Annotated in this window: 12 protein-coding genes; 2 read left to right on the forward strand and 10 right to left on the reverse strand. The window is 40.3% G+C overall.

The genetic code is table 11. The features are described 5' to 3' along the window. Positions 1 to 113 precede the first annotated feature (113 nt). Complete coding sequence (locus tag VEIS1202513_RS06350) at positions 114 to 2,288, reverse strand: heavy metal translocating P-type ATPase (RefSeq protein WP_213467982.1); 2,175 nt, start codon at positions 2,286 to 2,288, stop codon at positions 114 to 116. Positions 2,289 to 2,625: 337 nt separating this feature from the next. On the opposite strand from VEIS1202513_RS06350, the gene VEIS1202513_RS06355 reads away from it, so the two are divergent. Continuing rightward, positions 2,626 to 3,279, forward strand: coding sequence for a YigZ family protein (locus VEIS1202513_RS06355; RefSeq protein ID WP_213467068.1), 654 nt, complete (start codon positions 2,626 to 2,628; stop codon positions 3,277 to 3,279). Between the two features lie 21 nt (positions 3,280 to 3,300). Here VEIS1202513_RS06355 and VEIS1202513_RS06360 read toward each other — a convergent pair whose 3' ends face one another. After that, positions 3,301 to 3,489, reverse strand: coding sequence for a hypothetical protein (locus VEIS1202513_RS06360; protein WP_105094777.1), 189 nt, complete (start codon positions 3,487 to 3,489; stop codon positions 3,301 to 3,303). A gap of 196 nt (positions 3,490 to 3,685) precedes the next feature. Between VEIS1202513_RS06360 and VEIS1202513_RS06365 the strand changes: the two genes are divergently transcribed. Beyond that, entirely contained in the window at positions 3,686 to 4,576 is an 891-nt protein-coding gene (locus VEIS1202513_RS06365) for a LysR family transcriptional regulator (protein WP_060924918.1), read from the forward strand. A 207-nt stretch (positions 4,577 to 4,783) separates the two neighbouring features. Here the strand turns inward: VEIS1202513_RS06365 and VEIS1202513_RS06370 are convergent, their stop codons facing one another. The 8 genes from VEIS1202513_RS06370 to whiA form a co-directional block, all read right to left on the reverse strand. After that, entirely contained in the window at positions 4,784 to 5,734 is a 951-nt protein-coding gene (locus tag VEIS1202513_RS06370) for a dihydroorotate dehydrogenase (RefSeq protein ID WP_213467070.1), read from the reverse strand. After that, the gene (locus tag VEIS1202513_RS06375; RefSeq protein WP_105094774.1) at positions 5,734 to 6,501 is read right to left on the reverse strand and encodes a dihydroorotate dehydrogenase electron transfer subunit; all 768 of its coding nucleotides are present in this window, start codon (positions 6,499 to 6,501) and stop codon (positions 5,734 to 5,736) included. Before VEIS1202513_RS06375 ends, VEIS1202513_RS06370 begins: the two co-directional genes overlap by 1 nt. Before the next feature lie 4 nt (positions 6,502 to 6,505). Further along, a complete protein-coding gene (carB, locus tag VEIS1202513_RS06380) occupies positions 6,506 to 9,706 on the reverse strand; it encodes a carbamoyl-phosphate synthase large subunit (protein WP_213467072.1) in 3,201 nt (1,066 codons plus the stop codon). 1 nt (position 9,707) lies between these two features. Continuing rightward, positions 9,708 to 10,775 (reverse strand): glutamine-hydrolyzing carbamoyl-phosphate synthase small subunit, encoded by a 1,068-nt coding sequence (gene carA / locus VEIS1202513_RS06385; protein WP_060924922.1) that lies wholly within the window; start codon positions 10,773 to 10,775, stop codon positions 9,708 to 9,710. Further along, entirely contained in the window at positions 10,775 to 12,061 is a 1,287-nt protein-coding gene (locus tag VEIS1202513_RS06390; protein ID WP_213467074.1) for a dihydroorotase, read from the reverse strand. Before VEIS1202513_RS06390 ends, carA begins: the two co-directional genes overlap by 1 nt. Continuing rightward, positions 12,045 to 12,995, reverse strand: a complete 951-nt coding sequence (locus VEIS1202513_RS06395) for an aspartate carbamoyltransferase catalytic subunit (protein WP_105086209.1) — start codon at positions 12,993 to 12,995, stop codon at positions 12,045 to 12,047. The genes VEIS1202513_RS06390 and VEIS1202513_RS06395 overlap by 17 nt, the downstream gene beginning before the upstream one ends. A 353-nt stretch (positions 12,996 to 13,348) precedes the next feature. Next, positions 13,349 to 16,285: an ATPase gene (locus VEIS1202513_RS06400; protein WP_213467076.1), complete on the reverse strand. Its 2,937-nt coding sequence runs from the start codon at positions 16,283 to 16,285 to the stop codon at positions 13,349 to 13,351. Between the two features lie 12 nt (positions 16,286 to 16,297). Next, on the reverse strand, positions 16,298 to 17,245 hold the full coding sequence (gene whiA / locus VEIS1202513_RS06405) for a DNA-binding protein WhiA (RefSeq protein ID WP_005387320.1): 948 nt from the start codon (positions 17,243 to 17,245) through the stop codon (positions 16,298 to 16,300). Between the last annotated feature and the right edge of the window lie 2 nt (positions 17,246 to 17,247).

Raw genomic sequence — 17,247 nt, forward strand, 5'->3', positions numbered from 1 at the left:
AGGATTTAAATATATAGTCAGATTTAAAATAAAGCACCTATACCATGTTATAGGTGCTTTATAAACTTTAATCAACTCTATCAAATATTATATGTTATAAGATACAAATTAAATTAAATCTTAGCTCGTTTCAAACGAAGAGAGTTACCCACAACGGTTACAGAGCTAAATGCCATTGCTGTGCCTGCAATCATAGGATTTAATGCACCGATAGCAGCCAATGGAATACCAATGCAGTTAAAGATCAATGCCCAGAATAGATTTTGTTTAATATTAGTCATTGTCTTACGGCTGAGGCGTACTGCTTGTACTAGTGTGTGTAAATCATTTCTTACAAGAACGATATCTGCTGCCTCTACGGCAATATCTGTACCACTACCGATGGCAAAGCCAATATCTGCCGTTACAAGAGCTGGTGCATCATTGATACCATCACCAACCATGCCCACAACCAGACCTTTATCTTGTAACTCTTTTACCTTGCTAGCTTTATCTTGAGGCAAGACTTCTGCAATAACGTGAGTAATACCTGCTTGTTTAGCAATATATTGAGCTGTACGGCGATTATCACCGGTAAGCATCCACACATCGATACCTTGAGACTGTAATTCTTTTACCACCTCAATAGTTTCTGGACGCAATTCATCCTCTACAGCCCATAATGCACTGATGACACCATCTACAGCGAGAACAGACACGGAAGCACCTTGTTCTTCATAGTGTAGAATATCATCTTGGACGGCACTTAGATCATAACCTAATTCAGACATCCAACGGCTATGACCAAGTTGTACAGATACACCTTGATAAGCACCTTGTAAACCTTTACCAGGCACATCACCAAAGCTTTCTAGTTCTATAGCTTTACCTTTATAACCATGATCTTCGCCATAATAAACCATGGCCTTTGCAATTGGATGCGATGTACCACTTTCAAGGGCCATCATAAGGGACATATTTCTACTTTCATCACCATTATAGTTTTTGAAAGCCGTTACATCGAGAACACCTTGTGTAAGAGTGCCAGTTTTATCCATAACGATGGCATCGAGTTTACCAGCTTTTTCAAGATATTCCGCACTCTTGATGAGGACCCCATGTTCCGCACCTAAGCCAGAACCAACCATGATAGATGTTGGTGTAGCAAGTCCAAGTGCACAAGGACAAGCAATAACAAGCACTGCTGTAGCATTAATGAGAGCTACATTAATAGAGTCGCCCATAATGAAGTACCATACGAGGCCGGTCAAAACAGAAAGGCCGATAACAGTAGGCACGAAGTATTGAGCTACGATATCTGCAATACGTTGAATACTTGCTTTAGAGGTTTGAGCTTCCTCTACGACTTTGATGATTTGAGAGAGCATTGTATCAGAGCCGATACGTTTTGCTTCCATCGTGAAAGCACCGCTCAAGTTAATGGTCGCCCCAATTACCTCGGAGCCTACTTGTTTTTCTACAGGCAAACTTTCACCAGTAAGCATAGCCTCATCTACAGTAGAATAGCCTTCAGTAATTGTACCATCCACTGGGATTTTTTCGCCTGCTCTAACTTGTAAAATATCGCCGGCAACTACTTTAGAAGTAGGAATATCTACAAACTCACCGTCACGCAATACATGAGCCGTTGCAGGTTGTAAGGCAATCAATTTTTGAAGTGCCTCTGAGGTACGCCCTTTTGCAATCTCTTCTAAGAGTTTACCAAGAAGGATAAAGGTAATGAGCCATGCAGAGGTTTCAAAGTAAATACCCTGTGGGCCTAGCTCTGGATGGAACTGCCAATTATAAATACTAAATAGATAAGCAACAGTCGTCCCCATTACAACGAGAACATCCATGGTAAGGGCACCATTCTTCACCGCACTCCACGCACTTTTATAGAACATAAGGCCAGGGCCGAACTGAGCAATGGTAGCAAGAATGAACTCTACCCATACCGGCAAGGCTTGAATACCAAAACGATGTAATGTCATGTTAATCATCATCGGTACGGCCATACAAGCAGCAATGATAAGACGTGTAATATGAGGTTTTAAATTAACCTTTTCTATTTCTTGTTTTGTTTCATCTGCCTCTGCAGCACCGAAACCAATATTTGTAATGGCATCGATAATTTGTTGGGGCTCTACAGTAGAACCATCTTTGTATTCTACACTCCCCTTTCGAGTGAGTAGATTAACCTTTACAGATCCTACGCCATCAATCTTAGAAACGACATTTTCAACGCGCTTTACACAAGCAGCACAATGCATACCTGTAATATCAAACTCTTGTTTCTTCTTACTCATCATATCACTTCTTTCTACTAGAATTTTCAAAGATATATGTTCCTATATATCTATATAAGTCAGAAACTCATAGTAGACATATCATACATCGGTAACAGAGTATTTTATAAACACGTATAGTTTATTATATGAACACATTTACATGAGTATTCATTCATACGTGTTTATTCTATAATAACATAAATTCTCATTACGTCAATATCCTACTAAATCTAGAGGACTATTCCTTTTTTATAGGGGATTTAACATCTCCCCACCTATACACAACATTCATAAATAGATTATAATAAAGTGATGATGAATAAACATAAACTTTGATTCCAAAGGAGGTGAAACTATGTGTGAATCAATAAGCCCTATAGTAGAGTTTACTTCAGTAGCGAAGGAATTTCGCCATGAATATGTTGTTGAGAAGTCTCGTTTTATCACAACTATATGCCCTTGTTCTACAGAAGAGGAAGCGCAGGCTTTTATTGGCCGTATCAACAAAGAATTTTGGGATGCACGCCATAATTGTACAGCCTTTGCATTAGGACCAAAACAAGAACAACAACGCTCTTCTGATAATGGTGAACCATCTGGTACCGCTGGTAAACCTATGTTAGAAGTACTCAAAAAAACAGGTATTACCAATGTAGCGGTCGTAGTAACGCGCTATTTTGGGGGTATTAAGCTAGGCGCAGGTGGTTTGATTCGTGCATATTCACACTCCGTTGCAGAAACCTTACGTCTTTCCCCTAAAGAACTACACACAACACGAACTCAGTTGCAGGCTACCATCGACTATTCCTTGTATGGGGCCATTGAAAGATATGTGCAAGATCAAAAATTACATTATGAAGCAAACTTTGGTGAACATGTAGATATAACCATCTTAGTACCACCAACTGATGTAGAGCGCATACAAAAAGAGCTCCAAGACATGAGTCATGGAGCTGCTACTTGTACTATATTAGATTCTATTGAAGTGGTGCTACCGCTAGAACAATAATCTTACTGATGAGCACATTAATTAGTTATCACTATGGACTAATCCACTTATGCCTTGACTTAGTTCGTGACGTTTTTCATTAGTCAATGGATGAGGCCATACGCGTTCTAGTTGTTTTTTACGACTAAGACCTGTATTATGTGCAGTCATTAATCTACGTGCTTCCCAGTTACGAATTGCTTTACTTAATGTTCTTTTTACTACGCCCATGATAGTACCTACTTTCTTAATCACTATATTATATAAAAATTTGTGATAAGGATAGAAAGTTTATTTCAAACACATTTCTCTTTCTCTTACCTTGATAAACATAGTATATATGCTATTTTGCCAAATGTGAAATTACTGTTTCTTAGTTCGTTATAATTTTTATTTATCTTAACTTTGTGTATAATAGGGAGATTCTATGGATACATCTTACTACCACAATTTTATTACCCTCGTTCAAACGGGCAATATGACACAAGCCGCAGAGATTCTTCATATTACACAACCAGCTTTAAGTAAACAATTAAAATATTTAGAAGCTGAATTTGGGGCTCAACTCATCAATATCAAGCGCGGTCAACGAGGATCGAACTTACAACTTACTGATGCAGGTAAAATCTTCTACGAAAAAGCCCAACAACTATGTTCTATTGAAGAATCTACGTATAATGCGGTACAGCAGTTAAATTCACGCATTGAAGGTACGTTGAGAATCGCTACCTCTGCATCTCGTTCCACACCAATTGTACAACAATATTTACCAGCCTTTTCCATGAAATATCCATCAGTTCACTTTGAAATCTATGAAGGACTGATGACGAATGTAGTTAATCAACTGATTAATGGTAATGCTGAGTTAGGAATTGCTAACATCCAAATGGTAGACACTGACAAATTTGATATTCTCCTCACCCAAGAAGAACACTTATATGCTATCTTCCGTCGTGATGTATTCTGGATAGACCGCGAACATGATACAATCACTTGGGATGATATCAAAAAATGCCCATTATCCCTCTCCGGCGGCTCTGTGCGAATGATTATGCAATCTAGCTTGACAGATATGGACCAACTCAATGCCGTTGCTATCACTACAACTAAGAGTTCTGCCATCGAATGGGCATCTTCTGGTAGAACTGTCTCTTTAGTTCCTATGGATGGTAAAGAGCTTGTTAACCATCGTAAAATGGCCCGCATTAAATTACCAGAATTCTCTGGAGATTTCAAAAAAGCATTTATTACCCTCAAAGGACATGCTTTATCTCCGGTAGCACAGCAATTTATTGATTTCTATAAAGCTTATGTATAATTAAAGTTCTACATATGATTACTATTATAATATCAACAGTTTCCACGATTGGTACCTACCCTATGTTAGATACCAATACAATACATAAGAAAAGACCTAGTACATTATGTACTAGGTCTTTTCTTTGTCATCTTAATATATATGGTAAGCCATCTAAGCCGTACAAGTAAACTTTTAGTCCTTACATTTACTAGATACAAACTATGACTACCCTTGATGTACAGCACCTACTATATCAGTAATACTACTTAGATTATATTGTTCCACATAATCGCCCATTTCACGAGCAATACGAGAAATCGCCGTTGGATCTACCATTGTAGCAACCCCAACTTGAACTGCTTGTGCACCAGCCATCATAAATTCAATAGCATCAGTGCCTGTCATAATACCACCAAGGCCCATAATAGGAATATTAACCCCTTTATACACTTGGTGCACCATGCGAAGTGCAACCGGTTTAACAGCTGGCCCAGATAAACCACCATAAATATTACCCAATACAGGTTTACGACGATGGATATCGATAGCCATACCAAGAATGGTATTGATGAGACTGACTCCATCACCACCACCAGCTTCTACAGCCTTTGCAATTTCCACAATATCTGTAACATTCGGTGAAAGTTTTACAATAACAGGCTTATCTGTTACCTTACGAACCGCTTTTGTTACCTGTTCTACCACCTTTGGATCTATACCAAAAGCCATGCCTTCACAGGCAACATTAGGACAGGATACGTTAACTTCAAGGCCTGCAATACCATCTACAGATAGTGTTTCTGCCATCCACGCAAATTCCTCTACCGTACCAGCGGACATATTTGCTAGCAATGGTACATCATATTTCTTGAGGTCTGGCAAAATATCTGTAACAAAATGTTCTGCCCCTGGATTTTCAAGTCCAATACAGTTTAATACACCAGATGGTGTTTCTGCAATACGAGTTCCTGGATTACCATGACGACCTTTAGGCGTTAATCCTTTTACAGAAATAGCACCTACTTCATTACTAAGGTCTAAATAACCAGCATACTCAGGGCCATTACCAAAGGTACCAGATGCAGCGATAATAGGATTTTTCATCTTAATCCCGCAGTAATCTACAGCAAGCTTTGGATTAGGCGTAACGGTGTTATTTAAATCGCGTTCACTCATTAAAAGAACACCTCCTCAGCTGGGAATACAGGACCATCTTTACAAACTTTATAACGTTTGCCACCGGCACCATCACAAGCGCAGCCTAAGCAACCGCCTGTACCACATCCCATGCGTTCTTCAAGAGATACTTGGCATGGTACATTGAGCTCTTTAGCAACTTGTGCGACACCCTTCATCATCGGTGTAGGACCACAAGTCATAACAGATGTGAACGTATTAGCGTTAATAAGTTCTGGCATGATCGCTGTAGGGAAACCTTTTGTACCTACGCTACCATCATCAGTAGTGATATGCACCTCTACAGGCGTATCTTTGAATAAGTCTGCCCAGAAGGTTTCACTTTCATTTCTAAAGCCCAAAATAACTTGTGCTTCTTCACCGTTTTGCAAGTGAGACGCGATGCATAGCATCGGTGCAATACCAACACCACCACCAACAAGTAGCATATTATTAGATGTTACAAATGGTTCACCCAAAGGTCCTAAACAATCTAATGTATCACCAGGCACGAGATGTGTCATAATTTCAGTGCCCTTGCCTACGACGCGATACAAAAGGGTAATAGTCCCCTTTTGTACATCGAATCCAGCATAGCTAATAGGGCGACGCAATAATGGCGCCGTAGAGTTCGCTACGCGAACATTACAAAACTGTCCTACCTTTGCTTCTGCTGCCTGTTTTGGTGCGTGAATATCCATAATCCACACATCAGAGCCTATTTGCTCATTGCGAACGACTTCGCCCTGTTCTACATAGCCACTCATGGTTTTACTCCAATTCAAAATCTTGTAATGCTTCTACATTGTAGTTAGCATCATCTTTACGGTTTGCCACAACGCGCAATACTTCGCGAGCTGTATCAAGACTTGTTAAGCATGGTGTACCCATTTCTACAGCAAGACGACGCAATTGGAAGCCTTCACGTTCAGGACGTTTACCTGCAGTCAATGTATTAAGTACAAGATCAACTTTATCTTGACGAATGTGGTCAGCACAGTTGTCATCACCTTCAGAAATTTTGTTAACTACCTTACAGTCAACGCCATGTTCTTTGAAGTATTTACCAGTACCACCAGTTGCTTCAATGTGATAGCCCAATTCAATAAAGCCTTTTGCTAATTGACTAGCTTCCTCTTTATCGCGGTCTGCTACAGTCATAAGAATTGTACCATCTTCTGGGATACGCATGTTGGCGCCATTGATTGCTTTAAACAAAGCTTCAGAATATGTGCGACCAATACCCATAACTTCACCAGTAGATTTCATTTCAGGTCCAAGAGCGATTTCTACAAGGCCCATTTTAGAGAAGGAGAATACAGGTGCTTTTACAGCTACATATGGTTTATTAGGTACAAGACCGAGTGGCAAGCCCAAATCTTTTAAGCTTTCACCAAGAGCAATGCGTGTTGCACATTCTACCATATTAATGCCTGTAACCTTAGAAATGAATGGTACAGTACGACTAGAACGAGGGTTAACTTCAATTACGTTAAGTTCACCATCAGCCACGATATATTGGATATTAAGTACACCTTTAACATTAAGGCCTACTGCAATACGACGTGTATAGTCTACAATTTGATCAATCAATTCTTGGCTCAAATGTTGAGCAGGATAAACTGCCATGGAGTCACCAGAGTGAACACCGGCGCGTTCGATTTGTTCCATAATGCCAGGGATACAAACATCAGTACCATCGGAAATAGCGTCAACCTCTACCTCCATACCAACCATGTAACGGTCGATAAGTACTGGATGTTCCTTGGATGCTACTACGGCTTCCTTCATGTATACATCGAGTTCTTTATCGTTGTATACGATTTCCATGGCACGACCGCCCAATACATAAGAAGGACGAACGATTAATGGATATTTCAAGTTTTTAGCAGCTGCTTGCGCTTCTTCATCAGAAGTTACAAGAGCACCTACTGGACGAGGAATACCAAGTTTTGCCAATAATTCATCAAAACGTTCACGGTCTTCCGCCATATCAATGCTATCTACGGATGTACCGAGGATTTTGACACCACGCTTAGCTAATGGACCTGCCAAGTTAATCGCCGTTTGACCACCGAATTGAGCAATAATACCAGCTGGTTTTTCTTTATCAATGATTTCCATTACATCGTCCACTGTTAATGGTTCGAAGTACAAGGAATCAGAAATATCAAAGTCAGTAGATACTGTTTCTGGGTTATTATTGATCATAATAGATTGGTAACCCGCTTTACGAAGTGCCCAAGAGGAATGCACAGAGCAGTAGTCAAACTCTACGCCTTGACCGATACGAATTGGACCAGAACCAAGTACTACAACGGATTTTTCACCTAGTGGTTTAACTTCGTCTTCTTGTGCATAAGCACTGTAGTAGTACGGTGTTTTAGATTCGAATTCGGCAGCACATGTATCTACATATTTATAGGTTGGAAGAATATTCCATTCTTTACGTTTTGCACGAACATCTTCTACAGTTGTATTAGCGTAACGAGCGATCACAGAATCAGTGAAGGAATAACGTTTTGCTTTGCGCAATACTTCTTCTGTTAAACCATGTTCAGCTAACGCTTTTTCTACATTAACAATGTTTTTGATTTTTTCAATAAAGAATGTATCAATTTTTGTAATGTAGTGAATTTTTTCTACACTAATGCCCTTGCGAAGTGCTTCTGCTACAACATAGATACGTTCATCATCTACTAAATGTAAACGTTCAATCAATTGTTCCATGGACTCATGAGAGATTTTCTTTAGCTCAATATGGTCTAAACCAATTTCCAAGGAACGAATTGCTTTAAGCAAGGAGCCTTCCAAGGAGCGATCGATAGCCATAACTTCGCCAGTAGCCTTCATTTGAGTGCCCAATGTGCGGTCTGCCAAATTGAATTTTTCAAATGGCCAACGTGGGAATTTCGTTACTACATAGTCAAGTGTAGGTTCGAAGCATGCTTTTGTTTCACCTGTTACAGCATTTGTAATTTGATCCAATGTCATGCCTACTGCAATTTTTGCAGCTACCTTCGCAATTGGATAGCCAGTTGCTTTAGATGCTAATGCAGAGGAACGGGATACACGAGGGTTTACTTCGATAACGATATATTCATTGCTATTTGGATTCAACGCGTATTGTACGTTACAACCACCTTCGATTTTCAAATAACGAATAATTTCTACAGAAGCAGTACGAAGCATTTGGTATTGAATATCGTTTAATGTTTGGCTTGGTGCCACAACAATGGAGTCACCAGTATGTACGCCTACAGGATCGATATTTTCCATGTTACATACGATGATACAGTTATCTGCACTATCGCGCATTACTTCGTATTCGATTTCTTTCCAACCTGCTACAGAACGTTCTGCTAGGATTTGGTGAATTGGTGAAAGTTTCAAACCACGGCGTGTGATTTCATACATTTCATCTTCATTATGTGCAATACCGCCACCAGTACCGCCCAATGTATATGCAGGACGGATGATGATAGGATAACCAATGCGATTAGCAAAGGCTACAGCTTCTTCAAGATCGTTAAAGATATCGGATTCAGGTACTGGTTGATTGATTTCCTTCATCGCTTCTTTGAAGAGCTCACGGTCTTCCGCTTGTTTAATTGCTTCAAGAGTTGTACCAAGAAGTTTTACACCGTATTCGTCTAATACGCCAGCTTCAGACAATTGTACGGCCATGTTAAGACCTACTTGACCACCCAATGTAGCCAACAAGCCCCAAGGGCGTTCTTTTTTGATTACTTCTGTTACGAATTCAAGACTAATCGGTTCTACATATACGCGGTCTGCAATATCTGTATCAGTCATAATTGTAGCAGGATTGGAGTTAACCAATACTACTTTATAACCTTCTTCACGAAGGGAACGGCATGCTTGTGTACCAGCATAGTCAAACTCTGCAGCTTGGCCGATAATAATTGGACCAGAACCAATTACAAGTACTTTTTTTGCTTCTGTGGTCATATTATTTTCCCTTTCTCATTAAGTCTTCAAATTCGTCAAATAAATATAGATTATCAGTAGGTCCTGGGGATGCTTCTGGGTGATATTGTACAGAGAAAATAGGCAATTCTTTATGGCGCATACCTTCCACAGTACCATCATTTACACTACGATGTGTAATTTCTACAAAATCTGGCAAGGAAGTATCATCTACTGCATAGCCATGGTTTTGAGAGGTAATATATACACGGCCTGTACGTAAATCTTGTACTGGATGGTTAGAGCCACGATGACCAAACTTCAATTTAAATGTTGTACCACCATAAGCTTGCGCCAATACTTGATGACCCATGCAAATGCCGAAGATTGGTTTTTTGCCGAACAATTTCTTTACTTCTTCTACGGCATAGCCAAGATCTTGAGGGTCTCCAGGGCCATTGGATAAGAACACACCATCTGGATTTGCTGCTAACACATCTTCAGCTTTAGCATCTGCAGGGAATACTGTAAGACGGCAACCAGCTGCTTCTAAAGAGCGAAGGATATTTTCCTTTACACCATAGTCCATTACAGCTACATGGAACTCAGCATTTTTATCGCCACGCATACCTTGCCATTTTGTAGTTACACGCATAACTTGATCTGTTGGCAAGTCTTGTTTAAATAATTTTTGAATATCTTCCATAGGGTAGTCAGAACGTACAAGTACGCCTTTCATTACACCATGGTTACGAAGAACACGTGTAATAGCACGTGTATCTACATCATAAAGGCAAGGGATACCGTGTAAACGAAGATACTCGCTAAATAGGCCTTCATTTTGCCAGTTAGATGGGAAATCACACAGTTCGCCTACGATAAATCCTTTACAATATGGTTTAGGACCTTGAGTAATAGCATTCAATGTACCATAATTACCAATCAAAGGATATGTTAATGTAATAATTTGATCCGCATAGGACGGGTCAGTCAAGATTTCTTGATACCCTGTCATACCTGTGTTAAATACAACTTCCCCTAATGTAGGAGCGCCACCTAATAAGGAACCTTCAAACACGGAACCATCTTCAAGAACTAACTTGCCTTTCATTATAAGACTACGCCCTCCTTCATAACTACTTTGCCATCAACTACTGTGAGTTTGGCCTTACCTGTAACAGTCATACCATCAAATGGGCTGACTTTGCCTTTTGTATAGAATTTATTTCGATCTACTGTCCACTCTTCAGTTGTAGAGAATACAGTAATATCTGCTGGTTTACCAACTTCAAGAACACCTGCATCAAGACGCATTAATTCAGCTGGACGTGTACTCATGTAGTACACAACTTGGTCGATGCTAAGTTTATCTGGACCATATGCATTAGTAATAACCGCTGCTAAAGATGTTTCGAGACCACTGAAACCATTTGGTGCACAGCAGAACTCATGGTCTTTTTCTTCATACGCATGTGGTGCATGGTCTGTAATAATTGCATCGATTGTGCCATCTTTCAAGCCTTCCAATAATGCTTGACGATGATCTTCGGAGCGAATTGGAGGAGCCATTTTGAACGCTGGGTTATATTCGCGTAAATATTCATCTGTGAAAGATAAATGTTGGCTTGTAACTTCACATGTTACATTAAGACCTTTTGCTTTTGCACGACGAACCATGTCCACTGTATTTTTACTACTTACGTGAGCAATATGAATGTGACCACCTGTCATTTCAGACAACAAGATGTCACGAGCAACAGCCAAATCTTCAGCTACTGCAGGACGACCAATAACACCTAATTCATAGGAAACGATACCTTCATGCATATGACCATTTTTAGTCAATGTAATGTCTTCTGCATGGTCGATAACCATTTTATTGAACATGGAGGAGTATTCTAAGGCACGACGCATAAACGCAGCATTTTCTACATAGTGACCATCATCGGAGAAGGCTACTACACCAGCTTCCGCCATGTCGCCCATTTCAGCAAGTTCTTTACCTTCAAGGCCTTTTGATACGGCACCAATAAATTCTACTTTTACAACACCTGTAAGCTCAGCCTGTTTTTGTAAGCCTCTTACAAGAGCAGCATTATCTACAACTGGATTTGTATTAGCCATAGTTACAACACGTGTGAAACCACCTGCTGCAGCAGCTTGTGTACCAGAGTGGAAATCTTCTTTAGCTTCTTGTCCTGGTTCACGCAAATGTGTGTGAATATCGATAAGACCAGGTGCTACGATAAGACCTGTTGCATCATATACTTCAGCGCCTTCGGCACTTAAGTTTTGACCGATGGCTGCAATTTTACCATTTTTTACGAGAACGTCTGCTACTTCGTTTTGTTTTTTTGCCGGATTAACTACCGTACCATTTTTAATAAGCAAGCTCACTACCGTCACCTCCGATAATAGTTAAGTACAATACAGCCATACGTACAGCTACGCCATTACGTACCTGTTCTTGAATTACGGATTGATCAGAATATGCTACATCTGGTGCAATTTCAAGGCCCCGATTCATAGGACCTGGATGCATTACCATTACATCATCTTTAGCCAATTTCAATACATCATTGTTAATACCAAAGATACGTGCATATTCTCTATTTGTAGGATACAACGCAGAATGAATACGTTCTAATTGAATGCGAAGTACGTTAACCACATCTGCATCAGCCACTGCTTCACGAATATCGTGGTGTACGGTAACACCTAATTTTTCGAGCTCTGGATATACCATAGTACGAGGACCAGCCAAATGTACTTTAGCACCCATTTTAGTAAGGCCATAAATATTAGATCTTGCTACACGGCTATGCATAATATCGCCTAAGATAACAACTTTTAAGCCTTCAATAGATTCTTTTTTCTCTAAAATGGAGTACATATCTAATAATGCTTGTGTTGGATGTTCATGGGCGCCGTCACCAGCATTGATAATAATAGGATCTACTGCTTTTGTGGCATATAGAGGAGCCCCTTCAGCACTATGACGCATTACAATAGCATCTGTGCCCATATAGGATAATGTTAGCAAAGTATCACGGAAGCTTTCACCTTTACCCATGGAAGAACCGCTAGGAGAAAGATTGATAACGTCAGCCCCTAAATATTTGCCGGCCAATTCAAAGGAACTACGGGTACGAGTACTTGGCTCCATAAAGAGGTTAATAATGGATTTCCCCTTTAAAAGTGGAACCTTCTTATCATCAGAAAGAACGATTTTTTTCATTTTCTTTGCCACATTTAAAATCAATTTGATTTCTTCAGGTGACACATTTTGCAAACCCAATAAATGTTTGCCTTTTAGGCTAACTTGTCCCATGATTTCCTCCTAACTCACGTAACAAAAAAGACCTTTTGCCCAGGGCAAAAGGTCAAATAGTTTGCACAAAGAAGCCCTTATGGGGGCGCTTCAACTATATTCCTTTCTCAGCCTCTCTGGACTAAATTAAAAGGTTTTGTAATATGCAATGGTCTCTCGTACCATAGATGCATTTTCTTTATTTATTGTACTGAATCTGCCCTTGAAAGTCAATGTGAAAGCGAAAGTTCATAAGTATTTTAAAAAGAGGACAAGCCCTTAAAAGTGGCTTGTCCTCTCTATACTTCACCAATTGTTTCCTTATAATCAATCTATAATTAGATACAAATAATTTTCATTATTATAAGCTAATATTACTGACCCATAGGATATAATTTTGGTGGATTTTGATCATCATTTTGTTTATCTTGCTGTGAACTATAAGGATCTTGATCTTGTTGACCATTAGTCATTGGATTTTGCTGTGCATATTGTTGATTTTGTAGTGGTTGCCGTTGGTCACGACGACGTGTATTTTGAGATGCAGTCGGTCTAGGTTTAGTCAACTCATCAATAGATACAGCATTTGGAATAGTTACACTTGGTGTATCCTCATGTACATCATCAAGTTCACTGAAGGAAGGTCCTGTTTTAGCAACTTGTGCTGCCTTACGTTCTGCCTCAATTTGTTGACGTGCAAGTTCTGCGCGATGACGAGCATTTTCTTGTTGTTCTTTGACACGTTGAATTGCTTCAGCTCGCTCTTTAGCTTTACGTTCAACTTCGGCTTGCGCAAGAGCTTGCTGACGTGCTTCTTCCGCCTTACGTTCCGCTTCTAAGTGAGCTTGGTAACGTTCTTCAGCAATGCGTTTTGCCTCTGCTGCTTGGCGTTCAGCCTCTGCACGTTCTGCAGCCAATCTAGCTTGCTCTGCTTTACGTGCCTCAGCAGCTATACGTACTTCCTCGGCTTTTCGCGCTTCTTCTGCTCGTCTAGCCTCTTCTATGCGGCGTGCTTCCTCGGCTCTACGAACCTCTTCTGCCCGTTTTGCTTCCGCTGCAATTCGAGCTTCCTCGGCCTTACGAAGTTCTTCTGCTCGTTTTGCTTCTGCTGCAATTCGAGCTTCCTCTGCTTTACGCAATTCTTCCTGACGTTTTGCTTCAGCAGCAACGCGAGCTTCTTCAGCTTTACGAGCCGCTTCAAGTCGTTCTTGCTCGGCCTTGCGTTGTGCCTCAAGTCTATCTGCTTCTAAGCGACGTGCTTCTTCTGCGCGGCGTGCTTCTAATGCTTCTTGTTCTGCTTTTCGCTGTGCTTCTAAACGCGCTTTCGCTTCAACTGCTAAGCGTTCTTCTTCAGCTTTTTTTGCCTCTAATGCTGCCTTTTCTGCTGCCCGTTGTGCTTCAAATCGAGCCTTGGCTTCTGCGGCTTGTCTAGCTTCTTCAGCTTTACGAGCGGCTTCAATACGAGCCGCTTCTATTCTACGTTCTTCTTCAAGACGTTTCGCTTCTGCCGCTACACGAGCTTCCTCTGCTTTACGGGCCGCTTCTAAACGATCCGCCTCAGCCTTTCTTGCAGCTTCAATACGCGCCATTTCTGCTTTACGTTCTTCTTCGGCCTTACGTGCTTCAGCTACTTTTCGATCAAGCTCAGCTTTTCTTTCAGCTTCTAGTCGTTTAGCTTCTTCTGCTTGGCGCATTTCTTCAGCTTTTTTAGCTTCTAATGCAGCTTTTTCTTTTGCAGCTTGTGCTTCTTGAGCCGCCTTCAATTCAGTAGCTTTGCGATCCGCCTCAGCTTTCTCTGCTAGTTTTCGCTCCACTTCAGCATGTTTTGCTTCTGCTGCTTTACGCGCCAATTCGGCCTTTTCTGCTGCTATACGAGCTTCTTCAGCCTTCTTACGCGCTAATGCTTCTTCTGCATCTTTTGCTTTTTTGAGTTGTGCCTCTTTTTTAGCATCTGCCGCAGCTTTATCACTCAATTTTTTTGTTTCTTCATGAGCGATATTCTCTGCCTGCTTACTAGGTGTCAATGTGGATTTTGTAGTATCTACAGTACCTTTATTGCTATCTTTACTACCTATAGGGCCTACTGGAATTTGCGTAGTCCCTTGAGTTGGATGACCTAAACTATCTTTTACATCCTTAGGAACATTAACAGCAATAGTTTGATGTTTTTGTGGATTCGCAAGAGATTCAGGAATTAACAAGAACCGTATCGGCAAGTTAGATGCCCCTGCAGGCATAAAGTTTAATGTTAATAAATCACCTGCGTTATAGTTACCCATGATGCGACTATCTAAAATAGTTCCATCCCCAAGTGCAGAGATACCATCGGCACCACCAATATGATAGGTTCGTGTATCTGTTTGACCGCGACGAACACCTTGTTGGTGTAATGCTTTCACCGTAAAGGAACCAGAATAGGGACCACCAAGAGGGTTAAAATACAATCTAAATGGTTCATTACCTTTTGTAGGAATTTTTAAAGTATATGAAACACCATAGTTACCACGGTCACGAACAAATGCTTTATTTTGCATTTCGTCTATACCGTTGATAAACATATCTTCACGGTCATTACCGATTTCTACAAAAGCACCACCTAATGTAGTATCAAAAGGTGTGGTAACCTCCATATTACGCTTAGACCCAGTATAGGTACCGCGCAACTGAATTTCATCAATAGGTAAATTTTTAGCCCAATGAGATGCATCAACAGCATCCATCCCCACAGGCAACATCATAACACGAGCAAAGATTGGTGCCTCTGTTTTAATATCTACGATACCGGTAAATAATGCATCTTGATATACTGGTGTATTTTCCAAATCACTAAAGATTAATTGGCGCCCTTGTGGCGGAATACTTAGCGAATATAAAGGTCTCGCATTGGGACTTTCATCTAAAGGATGCTCTAAGTCCTTCCGGGATAAATCACGACCAGCAGCGAAATAATCTGGTGTAGCCACAGATTTCAACTGTCTCATCACATGAACAGTATTGGGATACGCCGATTGATTCTCCAATACGATAGCAATCTTATGAGGCTGATCCATTTCATTTACATGGTAAAAATAGATACGACCATTTCCATTAATTGTACCTGCACTAAGCGTACCACCTACTGGTCCTACATATTCAGGGCTATCTGATAGTAGCAATGTATCCGTTTGAGACACCAAACTTGGTGGCAACGGAGAAAACTGAAAATATCCAATTGATTGTAAATCTATATCACGAGCCTCTACATGGCCTGTAAGAGCAGCCATGGCGGCCATCGCTGCGGCTACACAATATTTTGATTTATAAGAAAACATATATTAATACCTCTATATTTCTTCAAGCCCCATAGGGTCATACGTAAGTGCTAATGCTTCGATTTTCTTTAAACGATGTCCAATACCCGACTTAGATAATTCGCCATCCATCAATTCTTCAAGTTCTTTCAGACTCGCTTCTGGATTGTCCCATCTCAATCTTGCTACAATCCGCAACTTTTCAGGCAACTCATCAATACCAATTTCTCTATCGATAATTCGAATAGCCTTTACCTGGCGTACTGCAGCATCTACAACCTTTTGCAAATTTGCAGTCTCACAGTTTACTTGTCGATTAATTTGATTTCGTACAGTTTTCATTATGCGCACATTTTCAAATTCCATCAGTGCTGATTGAGCACCCATAATTTGCAAGCAATTCGTTACAGCGTCCCCTTCTTTAAGATATACTACGTACTCTTCCTTACGCTCAGTCAAACCTGCATGAATATGAAATAACCGCAATACATGTATAATTTCCTTTGCAAAATTCTCATTGCCGGTCATAAACTCAAGATGATAATCACTTTGTGGCTTATTAACAGAGCCACCGCCTAAAAAAGCACCTCGTAAAAAAGCACGTCGTGCCTCCATAGATTTAAGCCAACTACGAGGAATTTGTTCAGTTACAGGCCATAAAGCAAGATCTTCTAACGCCTGTCGCCCTTCTATAGATGGCTCTACAGATAAAGTATACATATTTTTCTTGCGCAAATTTAGTCCTTGTCGTACTAATACATTGGTAGGTAATTCATATTGTTTTTTTAATATGCCTAACAAGCGACGAGCTACTGCATTATTTGCAGTAGCCAATCTAATACCAACAGCACCCTTCATCCCCAGAATGATAGATCCACCCATGCGCAATAAGCAAGACGCTTCAATTTTCATGGCCAAATCTGCATCACTAGAGGATTCATATTGGCATAATTCATTTTTTACATCTTCAGCAAATGACATAG

Source organism: Veillonella orientalis (genome assembly GCF_018406505.1).
Lineage (GTDB): Bacteria > Bacillota > Negativicutes > Veillonellales > Veillonellaceae > Veillonella > Veillonella nakazawae.